The organism is Bacillus sp. HY001, assembly GCF_007558965.1.
Lineage (GTDB): Bacteria > Bacillota > Bacilli > Bacillales > Bacillaceae_G > Bacillus_A > Bacillus_A mobilis.
Genome location: NZ_VLTE01000074.1, coordinates 1 through 14,879, shown reverse-complemented (window position 1 = coordinate 14,879; position 14,879 = coordinate 1). Strand labels below are relative to the sequence as shown.

At 34.3% G+C, this 14,879-nt stretch carries 17 protein-coding genes; 2 read left to right on the top strand and 15 right to left on the bottom strand.

Annotated elements, in window-relative coordinates:
* Positions 1–462: 462 nt before the first annotated feature.
* The 3 genes from FOT98_RS26220 to FOT98_RS26210 all read right to left on the bottom strand — a co-directional run bounded on the left by FOT98_RS26220 (position 463) and on the right by FOT98_RS26210 (position 2,834).
* Entirely contained in the window at positions 463–789 is a 327-nt protein-coding gene (locus tag FOT98_RS26220; protein ID WP_063262076.1) for a hypothetical protein, read from the bottom strand.
* 281 nt (positions 790–1,070) lie between these two features.
* Positions 1,071–1,982, bottom strand: coding sequence for a 1,4-dihydroxy-2-naphthoate polyprenyltransferase (gene menA, locus FOT98_RS26215; RefSeq protein WP_063262075.1), 912 nt, complete (start codon positions 1,980–1,982; stop codon positions 1,071–1,073).
* A gap of 366 nt (positions 1,983–2,348) precedes the next feature.
* Positions 2,349–2,834: a GNAT family N-acetyltransferase gene (locus FOT98_RS26210; protein ID WP_063262074.1), complete on the bottom strand. Its 486-nt coding sequence runs from the start codon at positions 2,832–2,834 to the stop codon at positions 2,349–2,351.
* A 142-nt stretch (positions 2,835–2,976) separates the two neighbouring features.
* Between FOT98_RS26210 and FOT98_RS26205 the strand changes: the two genes are divergently transcribed.
* On the top strand, positions 2,977–3,417 hold the full coding sequence (locus tag FOT98_RS26205; RefSeq protein ID WP_063262073.1) for a MarR family winged helix-turn-helix transcriptional regulator: 441 nt from the start codon (positions 2,977–2,979) through the stop codon (positions 3,415–3,417).
* 281 nt (positions 3,418–3,698) lie between these two features.
* On the opposite strand, the gene FOT98_RS26200 is transcribed toward FOT98_RS26205, so the two are convergent.
* The 12 genes from FOT98_RS26200 to FOT98_RS26145 form a co-directional block, all read right to left on the bottom strand.
* On the bottom strand, positions 3,699–4,583 hold the full coding sequence (locus FOT98_RS26200; RefSeq protein WP_063262072.1) for an alpha/beta fold hydrolase: 885 nt from the start codon (positions 4,581–4,583) through the stop codon (positions 3,699–3,701).
* A gap of 351 nt (positions 4,584–4,934) precedes the next feature.
* Positions 4,935–5,870, bottom strand: a complete 936-nt coding sequence (mntA, locus tag FOT98_RS26195; RefSeq protein WP_063262071.1) for a manganese ABC transporter substrate-binding protein/adhesin MntA — start codon at positions 5,868–5,870, stop codon at positions 4,935–4,937.
* Positions 5,871–5,887: 17 nt separating this feature from the next.
* Positions 5,888–6,754, bottom strand: a complete 867-nt coding sequence (locus FOT98_RS26190; protein ID WP_063262070.1) for a metal ABC transporter permease — start codon at positions 6,752–6,754, stop codon at positions 5,888–5,890.
* The gene (locus tag FOT98_RS26185) at positions 6,751–7,500 is read right to left on the bottom strand and encodes a metal ABC transporter ATP-binding protein (protein WP_063262069.1); all 750 of its coding nucleotides are present in this window, start codon (positions 7,498–7,500) and stop codon (positions 6,751–6,753) included. The genes FOT98_RS26190 and FOT98_RS26185 overlap by 4 nt, the downstream gene beginning before the upstream one ends.
* A gap of 469 nt (positions 7,501–7,969) precedes the next feature.
* The gene (locus FOT98_RS26180) at positions 7,970–8,569 is read right to left on the bottom strand and encodes a DJ-1/PfpI family protein (protein ID WP_063262068.1); all 600 of its coding nucleotides are present in this window, start codon (positions 8,567–8,569) and stop codon (positions 7,970–7,972) included.
* A gap of 54 nt (positions 8,570–8,623) precedes the next feature.
* Positions 8,624–9,607 (bottom strand): phosphotransferase enzyme family protein, encoded by a 984-nt coding sequence (locus tag FOT98_RS26175; RefSeq protein WP_063262067.1) that lies wholly within the window; start codon positions 9,605–9,607, stop codon positions 8,624–8,626.
* 56 nt (positions 9,608–9,663) lie between these two features.
* Positions 9,664–10,494: a GNAT family N-acetyltransferase gene (locus tag FOT98_RS26170; protein ID WP_063262066.1), complete on the bottom strand. Its 831-nt coding sequence runs from the start codon at positions 10,492–10,494 to the stop codon at positions 9,664–9,666.
* Between the two features lie 143 nt (positions 10,495–10,637).
* A complete protein-coding gene (gene arsC / locus FOT98_RS26165; protein WP_063262065.1) occupies positions 10,638–11,042 on the bottom strand; it encodes an arsenate reductase (thioredoxin) in 405 nt (134 codons plus the stop codon).
* A 25-nt stretch (positions 11,043–11,067) separates the two neighbouring features.
* Positions 11,068–12,108 (bottom strand): ACR3 family arsenite efflux transporter, encoded by a 1,041-nt coding sequence (gene arsB, locus FOT98_RS26160; protein WP_063262064.1) that lies wholly within the window; start codon positions 12,106–12,108, stop codon positions 11,068–11,070.
* Positions 12,109–12,126: 18 nt separating this feature from the next.
* On the bottom strand, positions 12,127–12,564 hold the full coding sequence (locus tag FOT98_RS26155; protein ID WP_063262063.1) for an ArsI/CadI family heavy metal resistance metalloenzyme: 438 nt from the start codon (positions 12,562–12,564) through the stop codon (positions 12,127–12,129).
* Between the two features lie 60 nt (positions 12,565–12,624).
* Positions 12,625–12,930, bottom strand: a complete 306-nt coding sequence (gene arsR, locus FOT98_RS26150) for an arsenical resistance operon transcriptional regulator ArsR (protein WP_063262062.1) — start codon at positions 12,928–12,930, stop codon at positions 12,625–12,627.
* A gap of 532 nt (positions 12,931–13,462) precedes the next feature.
* Positions 13,463–13,972, bottom strand: a complete 510-nt coding sequence (locus FOT98_RS26145; protein WP_063262061.1) for a DinB family protein — start codon at positions 13,970–13,972, stop codon at positions 13,463–13,465.
* Positions 13,973–14,513: 541 nt separating this feature from the next.
* Between FOT98_RS26145 and FOT98_RS33505 the strand changes: the two genes are divergently transcribed.
* Complete coding sequence (locus tag FOT98_RS33505) at positions 14,514–14,711, top strand: hypothetical protein (RefSeq protein WP_002170404.1); 198 nt, start codon at positions 14,514–14,516, stop codon at positions 14,709–14,711.
* The last annotated feature ends 168 nt before the right edge of the window (positions 14,712–14,879 follow it).

The following is a 14,879-nucleotide window of genomic DNA, read 5'->3' as shown; positions in this document are numbered from 1 at the left end:
TTTTATCCCGCTTTAATGGGCAGTAAGACCCCCACCTCAAAATGCAGCGAAAGCAAAGAAGTTAGGTGTGGGATCAACTGCCCATAAAAGTCCGATTGGTGAGGGCTGATAATCAGTGGGGGATGAAGAAAACCCCCACTGATTAAAGTTTCACTTTATTGTTAGGAAGAAATAGTTCATTTTATATATTAACCAATTAGAAATCTTTCACTATTTCCGTCACTACTACATACAACATAGTTATATCAAGATAATAGCATGACGGTATAAAGATAAAATGCAGAGGTAGCTGTAATTCTTCAGCGAACAATGAAAATCATCTTAAATCAAAAGATTCATACAAAAGCGCTATCTTGTTTGTATATTTCTACAAACAAGATAGCGCTTTTTTCATATTAAAGGTTGCATTTTATGATGAATTATATGGATAAGGTAATATCAATTATACGTAACAATTGATATTTAATTGATATTAGAACTTATTACTTTATATTTATCTTCTTTTGCAACATCTATAATTGCATCAATCTTTTGTTGTTTATTATTCAGCTCATGTCCTTCGATCCAAACTTTATATCCTATTTCTCCCACTATCCCAACTTTAGTTATAACAACATCTAACTGTTTTTCTTTTTGAAAATATTCAATAGCAGTTATCTTTGCTTTTTCTTGAGTTTTTGGAAACTCTTTGTCACTTAATGGATCTTTCGTTGTTAATGTAATGTAAGAGACAAAACCAATAATAATTAAAGTTATAGTAGAAAATCCAATTAAAAATATTTTTTTCATTCTTCTTCATCCTTGTCTATCTTTTTTTAAAGATTAACATGTAATTTATCGTTTTTCAATAAAAAAATATTGTATTTTGTTATTTTTTTATTGAAAAACTCTATAACTTAGACAAATATAAAAATCATTCCTCTAATCATCCTGATCTTTACCTCAACTAATCTATTACATAATGTAGATTTATAAAAGGTTTTGATCATTATTAAAGAAATACAAAAATAAAACCCCAATCTCTCTACATTAAAATTGAGAAATTGGGGTTTTATTTAACAATATTTTCATTAAAACAAATAACTAATTAATAACCCTGCTGATAATAAAAAGCCGAAAATCGTATTTGTCATCGCTGTTGATTTCATTGCGATGCGCATATATCCGGGATCCTTTGCTCCTTTTTGGAAACTTTGAATGGCAGAGATTGGCTTTCTCAAACCTAGGAACATAACTAATGCCCAAGGGCTTATATAACCCATCAATACAATCACCGCGATCCATACATAAGCAATGAAAAAGGCTACAGCTAGTGTTACGATTGCTTTCTCTCTCCCAAGGAGGATTACTAATGTCTTTCTTCCACCTTTAATATCTTCTTCGATATCTCGGATGTTATTCGACATGTTGATTGCACCGACTAAAATTCCAATTGGAACGGAAATTAATATACTTTCAATTGTTATCGTATTTGTTTGAATAAAGAAAGCAATGAGTACAAAACATGTCCCCATCAACAATCCAGAAACTAATTCTCCAAACGGAGTGTACGCAATTGGTAATGGACCACCTGTATATAAATAGCCAACCGCCATCCCGATTAAACCGATAACGACTAACCACCAGCTGCTATTCATACAAATATAAACTCCAATAATTGCTGCTACTACATACAATAAAAGCGCAACTGTTAACACATTTTTCGGTTTCAATCCATGACGGACAATTCCACCACCGATACCAACAGAATCAGCGGTATCTAATCCACGTTTGAAATCATAGTACTCATTAAATAAGTTCGTTGCGATTTGCAATGCTAAACATGCAACCATCATCGCAATAAATAAAAGCCAATGAATGTCTGTAACATAAAGTGATGCTACTGTTCCTAAAATTACAGGAGAAAACGTCGCCGTTAATGTATGCGGGCGCGTCATCTTCCAAATTAATTTAGCGGAACTAATTTCTTTTTCTGTCCCCATAACTCTGTTCAATCTCCCAACATTTTAAATATAAATGACTAGCAGTATCTTTCTATCTATTTTCTGCTTCACATCTATTATATCAAAAAAAGAATTGGCGATAGAACTTTAATGCTCTTGCCTGCACCATAACTTTGCATCAAAATATCGTTTTTTCTAATAATAGGTACAGCCGCATGCTCATCAAGCTAACAAAGTAAATTACTAGATATGAAACGATCCATGTTTCGCATCTAATAATTTATAGAAAAGTAGGCATACTAAAGAAGCCTATTAAAACGTGATTTTTTCGCTTGAAACAGTAACAGAAAGTAATCTTTAATTATAAAAATCGCTTTGTATTCGCTCAACTCCTGCTCTTTCTTTTCAAATAGAAGCGTTTAAAGATTTTATATACCATGCATCCATAGTAGAGTGTTCAGAACCTGGTAGAGGTTCATTTAAAAGTATAAATTCAAATTTTTCATATAATAGACATGCAGTTTTTAATTCATGCATTGTTTCTAAATAGCACTTTCCATAATGTGTAGCGGCAAATAACAAAGCTGTTTCCATTAGTTTCTTGGAAAGCCCTAAACCTTGTGCTTTTGGACTTAAGTATAGCTTTTGTAATTCGCAAACTTTATCATGCTCGTTAAACGGTGCTATACCAATTCCACCAACAACTTCTCCTTCCATTTCCACTACCCAATAGTTCGCATGTTTTAGATTATTATAATATTGGTGTAGGTCATTAAGTTGAGGGTCAAAATAAGCTGTTCCAGGAAGCGCTAATCCAAGTGATTTTAATGAATCTTGTATAATTTCTTTTACTCTTGCATTGTCTTCTTTTTTCATTTCTCGAATCATCATATACAATCTCCTTCAATTAAATTTTATTAAAGATTACGACAGATTTTTGAAAATGGCCCCTCTAAATGTTGACTAAGTCCATATTTTAAGGGTACAGTTATATTAATATTAAATGTGGACTTAGTCAACTAAAGGAGACTCTATGGATAAAAAAATTATTTATGACATCAGACAATTCAACCGATTTTATACAAAGGTACTTGGTTTATTTAATAATCAAATTCTAGATACAGATTATTCATTAACCGAAACACGAATACTATTTGAAATAAGCGAAAGAACAGAGTGTATTGCGAATAATCTTGTGCAAGAACTTAATATTGACAGAAGCTATATGAGTAGAATTTTACGTAGATTTGAGAAGGAAGAATTAATAGAGAAACGAAGCTCACTAAAAGACAGCAGAAAAAACTTGCTCTTTTTAACAAAAAAAGGAGAGGAACTACTAGATATAATTCATATTCAGTCAGATGAACAAATAAATCAATTGTTTAACGGACTAAGTGATAGTGAGATTAATGAGATTCGTATTTCCATGATGATAATAAAAGAAAAATTAAATAAAAACATTAAACAAAAGTAAAAAAATGAATTGGGGTAGCTTCACATATCCATCAACTTAACAGAACAGGTTACCCCTAAAACGGTAAAAGTGAACTTTGGTGCTATTTTTGTTTAGTCGGTACTTTAAAATATTAGCTTGATGGTGATGAGGTACAGCCGAGATACATGAATATTAGGCTTACAACCTTTTGAACTTATCACTAGGTTTTATTATGTCTATTTACAAGGAACTGGCTATAACAACTACATTAGGTCTTTCAAAAGGAAATCCGTTGCTCAAATTCGAACAACGGACCTTCTTTATATGAACCAATGTAAAACATCCTCGGCAATCTCTTCCGGTCTATCCCAATGCATTAGGTGCCCTGTATCTGTATAAAGCTTAGTCGTAATATCAATATGCTTCCTAAATTCCGCGATCTGCAATTCTCTTATTTCTAAATAATTATCTGGAAGATCACAATACAATAGTAAAATATCATTTTTAATTTTATGCGATTTCAATGTCTTATACACCGTATATTGAAACTTAATTACACTTCTAGCGGTATCGCCAGTAGCATGCCATTTCACTTTATTATCTTCTTCTCTCATTAAATCATAAACCGCACGCTCTATTAATGGCGACCATCTAGTGTAAACCATTTTTTCTGATTGGATGAACGCTTCTTTACTGTCAAAAATATATTCATCAAAATCTTTCTCATAATGGGTGATTTCTTCTTCTAATGACCGAGGTGGGCACTCTCCTTCTTTCGCACCTTTATATAGCTCCGCAAAATATTTTGCATTCATTTTACCATGATGATAACCACCATCTAACAAAACCATTTTATTTACTTTTTCTGTACATTCTGCTGCATAGTGAAGCGCAACGCTTGCTCCCCATGAATGAGCTACTATATGAAATGTTTCTTTTCCTATCTGCTCAAGTAATGCTACTACCCAATTTGTTAAATGAGATGCACCGTAATCTTCATCCTTCCCAAAACTTGGTGTTTTCCCATGTCCAGGTAGATCAAACGATACAATATGATAGCTATCTTTTAAAAGTCCTGCTATTTCGATAAAACTTAATTTTGTACTTCCTAAACCATGAAAACAAATGATTTGAGGATTACTTTTATCTCCCCATTCACAAACACTTGCTTCATACTCGCCAAATTCTACAAAAAAGTGATTCATGTTAATCTCCTCTAATTATTAGATGTAAATTAGTTTGTATGCAAAATCGTCTTTTCAGAATAAATAAATTCAACAAAATTATCCAAATCCCTTTTTCGTAAATAATTTTTATAGAATACGAGAGTTAACTCTCGTTGAAAGCACCCAACGCTTATCATTTCAGTTAATGGTTAGACTACATCTTCACGCCTATGAAATTAATATAGTTTAATAATTGTAATACACGTCTATCATATGTGTGATGTTAGGTTGTATTCAGCCTAATTAATAATAAAACATGATACATAAAAGAAAGAGCCAATTCACATGAGTTGGCTCTTTCTGATTTTATAAAACTTCAATAGCTAGATTTTACTTTTGTAACCCATTAATAATTGTATCTATATTCCATTTCATCATTTTCAAATACGTATCTCCATCCTCACCTGATTTACCTAGTGAGTCTGTAAAAATTGTCCCTGCAATCGGCACGTTTGTTTCTTTTGAAACAGTTTCCATGCTACGTCGATCTACACTTGTTTCAACAAATAACGCTGGCACTTTGTTTGTTTGAATTACACTTACAACATCTCTAATTTGGTCTGGCGTACCTTGGTTTTCTGAGTTAATTTCCCAAATGTATCCCGTCTTCATATCATATGCTTTTCCAAAGTATTTAAAAGCACCTTCACTAGAGATTAAGAAACGTTTTTCTTCAGGAATTTGATGCATTCTATTCACTGTCTCATCGTGTAACTTTTGAAGATCTGCTACATACTTGTCGGCATTTTTAGTATAGAACTCTTTATTTTTAGGATCTTCTTTAATTAATGCCTTTTTCACATTTTCAGCATATACCATACCGTTTTTAATATTCATCCATGCATGTGGGTCTGGTTCTTTTTCTAATCCTTTTGTTTCTAAGTAAATAGCTTCTACACCTTCACTTACTTTATAAACAGGTGCATCTTTTTCTGATTTATTTGCCGTTTTTAATAGTTTTTTAAACCATGCTCCGCCTTCTTCTAGGTTTAGCCCATTGTAAAATACCATATCTGCATCTGTCATTTTCATAACATCTTTTGGTAGTGGATCATATTCATGCGGGTTAGCTCCAATCGGAACAAGACTATGAATCTCAACTTTATCTCCACCAATTTGCTTCACCATATCATATATAATAGAGTATGTAGTTACAACTTTTAATTTTCCACTGCCCTCTTCTTTTCCATTGGTGTTACTCGAACACGCTGTTAATGCAAATACGAAAATACAAAGTATCGATAATAAAACATTTTTAAATTTCATCTTTATCCTCCAATCAATTATGACAACTCTGCTCTATTTTTTCTAATTTTGATAGCTCTCCAAAACAAACCTTGTGACGGTGAGAAAAAGAATGCTAATGCGAACAAGAATGTTGCGACAAGAACAATTGTTGCACCTGAAGCAAGATTATAAGAGAAACTAAAATATAGCCCTACTACAGATGAAAGTGCACCAATACCTGCAGCTAAATAAATCATGACCCATAAACGATTTGTTAATAAATACGCTGTAGCCGCTGGTGTAATAAGCATAGCGACAACTAAAATAATTCCTACAGTTTGAAGCGATGCTACTGTAACCATTGTAAGTAGAATCATTAGGCCATAATGAATCCATTTGTTCGGTAATCCGTAACTTTGCGCCATCGTTGGATCAAAAGTGGATACGAGTAATTCTTTATAAAACAGAATCACAAGTCCAATAATGACTACTCCGATAATAAGTGTCATCCACATATCAGAAGAACGAACTGACAGGACATTTCCGAATAAAATATGATACAAATCAGAACTACTCTTCATAAAGGTAATTAAAATAATCCCTACGGCAAAAACAGATGTAAACATAATCCCTATCGCCATATCATGCTTAATTCGACTGTTTTGACTTACAAACCCAATTCCAACTGCAGTAATAACACCAGTTAAAACAGCCCCTATAAAATAGTTCATACCAATCATATAAGAAAGCGCCACTCCGGGAAGAACAGCATGTGAGATTGCATCACCCATTAATGCCATGCCTCGTAAAATAATAAAACATCCTATTACCCCACAAATCACGCCTACCATAACGGAAGTTAATAGCGCCTTCTGCAGAAAACTGTACTGCGTTAACGCATCTATAAATTCTACAATCTTCATGATGAATGTACCCCCGTTGCATGATTAAACAATATCCCTTGATTCACATATGCTTTTGACATAACAGTTGGTTCTAATACTTGTCGTACTTCCCCATAATGAATTAAGCTTTTATTCAATAATAGTAATTTATCAAAATACGATTCTGCTTTACTTAAATCATGATGTACAACAACAATTGTTTTTCCCTCTTTACGTAACTCCCTAAGAATTTTAATAATGGTCTCTTCACTTGTTACATCTATTCCAACAAACGGTTCATCTAAGAAGAAGATTTCCGCCTTTTGCGCTAAAGCTCTCGCTAAAAAGACACGTTGTTGTTGTCCACCTGAAAGCTCACCAATTTGGCGATTTTTAAACTCTTCCATTCCAACTTTTTTGAGGCACTCAAATGCCCAATCCCGCTGCCCTTTCTTCGGTCTTTTCATCATCCCTAAAGATGGATATGTTCCAATTAGCACCACATCTATAACTGTTATCGGAAAATCCCAATCTATATCACTTCTTTGCGGTACATACGCAACACACTTTCTAACACTTCGAATATCCTCTCCAAGAATTCGAATATATCCCTTATCATTCGGAATCAAATCTAAAACAGCTTTCATTAAAGTAGATTTCCCTGCACCATTTGGACCAATAATTCCAACAAGTTTTCCTTTTTCAATGGTAAAGGAAACATTTTGAACTACCTGATTCCCTTGATAGGATACAAACAAATCTTTGACGATTATAGCCTCACCCATTTTTTATGCATTCCTCCTTCTTTTTTTCATTAATAAAATTATTTTGCATAAAGGCAACTTTTAAACAAAAAAATATAATATGAATGTAAATTCACATTTAAGTTTCCTTGAGGAAACTTTTTTATATGAGTCAAATTATATAAGCCGGATGCAAATTTGTAAACTACTTTTTACTAATTTATAAATATATAATAAAAATCATTATCACTATGAAACAAAATACATGATCCATTCTATGCTCTTTCGGAAAGGATATTACTGTAAAAAGTAGTAGTATATAAAGTGAAACTTTAATCAGCCCTCACCAATCGGACGTTTACGGACAGCCCGAATCCCACCTAACTTCTTTGCTCCAACTGAATTTTGAGGTGGGAGTTTTACTGTCCGTTAACGCGGGATAAACGAAAGAGCCCACTCATACGAGTAGGCTTTTTTCTTTAAAATCTGTAAAACTATGATTACAGTCAAATCACTTCCAAACAACACCTCGCCGCTCGTATTCCATTCTATATTCAACAGCAGCTGCAATTTTAGGACTTGCGAACCTTTCCGTAATCCAAAGACCTAAGTCAACTCCTGAAGTAACTCCTCTTGCAGTAATAACATTTCCTTGATCCACAATTCTGTAAGGAAGAAGCTCTGTCCCATATTGACTCATTTCACTCTGCGCCAAATGATGCATTGTCGCCTTTTTATTATTCAATATACCGGATGCAGCTAGTAACATACCTCCAGTACAAACTTCCGCAACAATCGTTCCTTCGTTGTGCATCTCTCTAATCATTTTAGTCAGAGTACCAAGCTCTGCTTCCTTTCGTGCCCCGTTCTCAGCTTTATGATTCCAGCCACCACCAGGTACAATTAACAAATCTGGACGATTATCCATTCGTAAAAAATCATGTAGTGTAATCGTAACTCCAAACGAAGTAGTAACTTCTTGTTTCGGTTCACTTGCCACGAATTCAACCGTAAATGGAGCCCCTTCGTCTATTGCTCTTTTCAGTACTTCAAATGGTGCAAAGGAGACAAGTTCTCCAAAACCGTCAAACAATACAATTTGTATTTTCATTTTTGAACACCTCACATGGTTTCTTTCTTGAATCCCAAATTAGAAGAATAAATGTTATCTACAAATTAACAATGACGACAGTCTTTCTCCCCTTATTTTATAAACTCTCAAATGTTCCTCTATTTTTCTCTCGTCACCTAATAGACTCTCCGTCTTTTTAACGAAGTTCCAATTTAGACTACCGGATAACCATAGTAGTGAAGAAAGTCTTTTATAATCATTTAAAGTTAAAATATTATTAGCTCCATACCCTTTTAAAAATGCTCTAGCAACTTTCGAACATACTACATGTGACTCTATTCCTTCTTTCCGGGAATACCACTTTATTAAAAAGGCTAGTCCTTCCATACGATCAACATATCCAATCGATTCAAAATCTACAATTCCTTTTACACATTGATTTGAATCCCATATGACATTTAAAGGATTTAAATCAGTTTGTACAATGAACTCCAAATTACTCGCATGTGCGCATTCTATATGATACTTAGCGAGATCTATATACCCTCGCAATTCCTTACATGTACCACCCTTATTTTCTAATAGCTTTATAAATTCACCATATCCATCTAAATGAGATTTCTTTTGAAAAGTCGAGCTTTGAAACGTACTAGAAATATCGTGTATCTTTCTTGCTTCCTTTCCAAAGACTTCTGCAATCGCTTCTGTACAATAAGTAATATGTTTCCCTTCCATCCAAGTAGACAATACAAAGCGGTACTGTTCCTCATTCCAAGTGACACATGTAAATGACTCTCCCGCCCTATTCTCCTTAATCTGCATAAACGGAATTCCATGCTCTCGTAAATAATACGTAAAGCGTACTTGCTCTTTCAATTGTTCATTTGATAACGTCCCAAAGGCCGGATTGATTATTCGATCGCTATTTATAAACCGTGCGGAATACCGATTCCCATTCACCATGATTTTATAGTGTAAATCTGTATGCCAACTGTTCTTATGTAGTTCTGCTTCCACTAGTAGTGAATGAATTTCTTTAAAGTAGTTTATTAATATGTCTTTTAGTATTTGTTTCATCTTATTCTCCTTTCATGTAAAAAAACTCGATGATAGATTTGTAGCATACATTTCATTTACTCAAAAGGAAAATAATAACCTACATAATTAAACACATTTGTAAAACCTACATTTTCTACAACGGCCACAGAAGGCTTATTTAACTCCATGCAGTCCCAATATGGAATAATATTATTCTCCAAACATTCTTTTACAAAACTATGAGCTATCGTTTGAGCTAATTTTCTCCCTTGGTGACCTTCTATCGTTTCAATATCTATACAATGTATATTTTCAAAAACGAACCCTGAAAAACATACACTTACAATCATGTTGTCAAAAACCATACAATAGCCTATTCCCTCGTTAAAAAATTCATCAAGTGAGGACCAAAATTCTAAAATTTTTGATTGTAAAAACTCAATGTTTTTCAATGAATCTCTTTGATTCTCATAAAGAGTTTTACTCATTTTCAGCACTGTATACCCTTGTTCAATTTTAGGTTCATGATTCCCCACATAATCTTCTTCCTTTAGCGTATACACTCTTTGATTCCAACTCTTTAAACTACGATGGTGAAATATTTTTTCGATTGTTTTATTCCACTTTGAATGATTACCGATTCCTTCAAAGCAAGTTAGTCCAACCTTTCTAGCCTCAAGTATTATTACATTATCAATAAAGCTATTCATTTCATTATTAAATTTTTCATTTTCAGCATCTCCAATAAAGAAGAAGCCATCATTATTCCCTAACCAAATGAGTCCCGAACTAGGAGAAGTCATGTTATTTACAAATATACGACCAGGATTCACTCCTGCAATTACAGCCTTTACTTCTAATTGTCCTTTTTTATTTAGTAAACTGTTACATTTATAAAAATCATCCTTTTTCAATTCAGAAATCATGTGTTATCCCCCCCTGAAACTGCTCTACTCTAACTTTACCATCATGACAGAATATTCTCTATTCGTTTTAATAGTTGTTTTAAACTAATGAAATATAAAATAAAAAAGAACCAATCCCTATAAATAGAGATTGACTCTTTACTTTACTCCCCTGTTTCAGAAAATCGCTTTATACGTTCTCCAATTTTATCACGAATACGTTGAAATTCAGACCACTCTTTTCCTGCTGGATCATCGAATCCCCAGTGAACACGATTTACGTGGGGAGGTGTCGACGGACAAACAGAATCTGCATGACTACAAAGGGTAACGACTAAGTCAGCGTTATTTAAAATGTTTGCATCAATTATATCCGATGTTTGGTTTGTTATGTCGATATTTACTTCTTTCATCGCTTTAATAGCATTTGGATTTACTCCGTGTGCTTCAATACCTGCAGAATATACATTCCACTTATCCCCTACATATTGTTGGCCCCACGCTTCTGCCATTTGGCTTCGGCATGAATTTCCTGTGCATAAGAAATAAATTGTCTTTTTGTTTTCCATGTTGTTTTCCGCCTTTGTTTTTAAATTATACTGGTTGATCACTAAAATATTTTCGCTTAAACCAAAAAGCGACGTTTACAAGTGCAATCATTACAGGTACTTCAACCAATGGCCCGATAACAGCTGCAAATGCTGCGCCTGAATGAATACCAAACACACCAACTGCTACTGCAATCGCTAACTCAAAGTTATTACTACCTGCTGTAAATGCTAACGTTGTAGTCACTGGATAGTTTGCACCAATTTTTCTTCCCATAAAGAAAGAAACAAAAAACATGACAATAAAATAGATTAATAACGGAATTGCTATTCTTACTACATCTAATGGTACGCTAACAATCATTTCCCCTTTTAAAGAGAACATAACGATAATCGTAAATAGCAATGCAATCAATGTAAGTGGACTAATTTTAGGTATAAACACCTTTTCATACCACTGTCTTCCTTTTAACTTAACGAGTACAAAGCGTGTCAGCATACCTGCTATAAAAGGAATCCCTAGGTAGATAAATACTGATTTCGCTACTTCTCCCATTGTAATATCGACAATAGCCCCTTCAATGCCTAACCATTCTGGAATGACTGTTACAAACACGTATGCATAAACGGAGAAGAATAACATTTGGAATACCGAGTTAAAAGCCACTAAACCTGCTGCATACTCTTTATCCCCATCTGCAAGATCGTTCCAAACAATTACCATTGCAATACAACGTGCTAAACCAATCATAATGAGTCCAACCATGTACTCTGGCTTATCAGGAAGAAAAATAATTGCTAAAACAAACATAAGTACAGGTCCGATAATCCAGTTTTGTACTAAAGATAAAACCAATACTTTTACATCTTTAAATACGCGGCCCATTTCCTCGTAACGAACTTTCGCTAACGGTGGATACATCATGACAATTAAACCGACAGCTAGCGGGATAGACGTTGTTCCAACTTGTAATGTATTCAGTCCGTCTACTACACTAGGAAATACAAACCCTAAACCAATCCCAACAGCCATAGCTAGAAAAATCCATAGTGTTAAATATCGATCTAGAAAAGATAAACGTTTCATTTTATTTTCCATCTCCTATTAACAACAAGAATTTTTTTCTACTACGTTAGAAGTCGTGCAACAAGATGCCTCTTCAATTGTATGAACATCACTCTGTGCTTTTGTATAAAAGAATTCCCACTCGTTCCCATCAGGATCCGTTACCCAAAACTTATCTTGAACCGCATAGCAACAAGTTGTATCCATCTCATCACGCGCAAAGAACCCTTCTTTTTCTAACCTTTCTTTATGTAACGTAATCTCTTCAGCTGTATCCACTTGGAAACCGAAATGATTTACTTGATTTCCCTTCACTTCATCTTTTACGTTTAGCGTGAAATTAAGTCCTGGCGTCTCTAATAAAAATTTTGCATAATCCACTTTCACCTTAACTGGTGACACACCAAATACCTTTTCGTAAAATTCGATAGACTTCTCTAAATTCGTAACATTTATGCCAACGTGAACATATCTCATAGCAACTTCCTCCTTTTTATATGTTATTAATCAATTTTTTTTGATTAATAGTACAAAATTTTAACAACAGCTACCTTTGCCTGTTTTTCTAAAAATACAACACAATTCTTCTGATAATAAATTGTTTACTTCCGCATCATTTAAATCATAATAACTCCACGTACCTTTTGTTTCTTTTACAATTAAACCTGCATCTAATAAAATCTTTAAATGATAGGACAACTTAGATTGCGTCATGTCAAAAATCTCTGTTAAATCACATACACAAGTCTGACCTCGCTGGCAAAGTTCATACATAATCTCTAAACGCTTCTGATCCGCCAACGCTTTAAACTTTTTCTCATATAACTGAAAATCTTGTGCCATTTTAGTTCACTCTCCCTTCATCAACTTTTTTTGATATTTATAGTATATACGCTGATTAATTTATTATGCAACTGATTAATCAACTTTTTTTGATTTAGAAAAACTTCCTCACATCATATCTTTGCTACAACTAAAAAGACCATAGCCTTTTCAAAAATAAAAAACTATAGTTCTTTTTACAACTTAATAGTTACAATATTTCCGAGGAATGGAGTCTCTATAACTGTTTTAAATTTTAATTTGACCATTATAGAGTAGTGCCCCATCAACATCAAGCTAAGAAAAACAAATACCCCCAAATGAAAAAAATCGATATAACTCTTCGGCAAATAAAGACAACTCTTGTTTTTCTTACATATTCATAAAAAGCACGTCACCCTTTCTCATTAACATAAGAGAATAGTAATGTGCTTTTCATTTCAAAAATAGTCTAAATCCTTAAGTTGATGGTTGTGGAGCGGGACCCCAATAAGAACGGTATATAAGGTTGTATGAGAGGTGTTAGTTCCATTCCAAAGGCCTCAGCCGGCGATTAACTCAAGTACCGATTTCGGATGACCCCCATGTGATGAATTTCGTGTCCTGCGATGCCGTACGCGAGGGCGCGCACCGTAATACCTAGGTCGTTGGCTGTGCCCTTGCGGGTCCACGCCTCCGCCGGTAGCCCGCGCAGCAATGTGATCGTTGATTGCCGTACGGCCCGGTAGTCTTCGGCCAATTGCGCGGTTGTCCAACTTCCGAAAGGAGGCATGAACAATTCCTGATCGAAACCAGTCAGAGGCGTCTGGTCCCCTCTTGCGAACCGGAGCAGGCGGTAGGTCATGACACGTTCCGCATCTGCAATGTGGCCCACGACTTCTTTCAGCGTCCATTTTCCTTCCGCATACCGATATGCGGCCTGGCTTTCGGTCAACGATGCCAGGAGCTCGATCATTTTCTTTTCCTGAGCGAGCAGAATATCGATGATGTTACCGTCCGGCACCAAACGGATATATTCGCCAGAGTTCCCCGCGTATTCTTCTTCTGACGGTCTTTGATTCATGCGTAGTCACCTCTTTATGTACATATAGAAAATTATAGCACTCGTCTATGTCTAATAAATTCGCGAAATGATAGAACTTCCCTTCTAATAATCGAGAATAAGCAACTATTTAGTTGGTCAGTCGCCACACTATCCTGATTCGTTAGCACAATAAAAATTATCTGTTATACAATATTTCGAAGTTATTAATATATATAGGTAACACTTTTTTTAATTTAAAGATGGATTTTCAATTATATTTTGAAATGAACCGGAGTAAAACACGCTAATCTAACTACTTTTTTATACAAGAAGTTATACAAAAAAGAATAGCGAAGATCCCTAGAATCCCCGCTATATCAACGATGTATAAAATTTTGTATAAGTGATAGATAGACATAGAGACAAAAAATTTAGTAAAAACAAGGATTCTATGAAAAACTTGCTACCGATAATAAGACATTATGTTAATCTCACATGTATAGAATATACAACCAAAATCAAACAACATATCATTTCTCTCAAATGGTAAAATAGGGAAAAAAAGGGGGTCGGAAAACTAATGGAAGACTCTATGTTTGCGTTTCGAGTTGTTTTCAATGCACTAACATCATTCTTTTCCAACGGGGTCTGGGTCGTTTTGTTCTTCTTCTTGTTAAATAAAACGTATGAAAACAAAACTTTCAGAACAGCATCGAGTATTATTACTGTTGTTGTCTTAGTATTTTATTTGTTTTATTGCATTCGGAATAGCATGTAATGCCTTTCTTTAAATAAGAGAGGTTTACTTTACTTCCAATACCGAGAATTATGTAAATAAGCTGTCCATGTGGACCATAGCCATCAACTTAAGGAAATGAATAAAATTTAACTAAATGGGTCATCCTTCCATGCATACCGCAAGGAAGGATGACCCATTTTATGTATA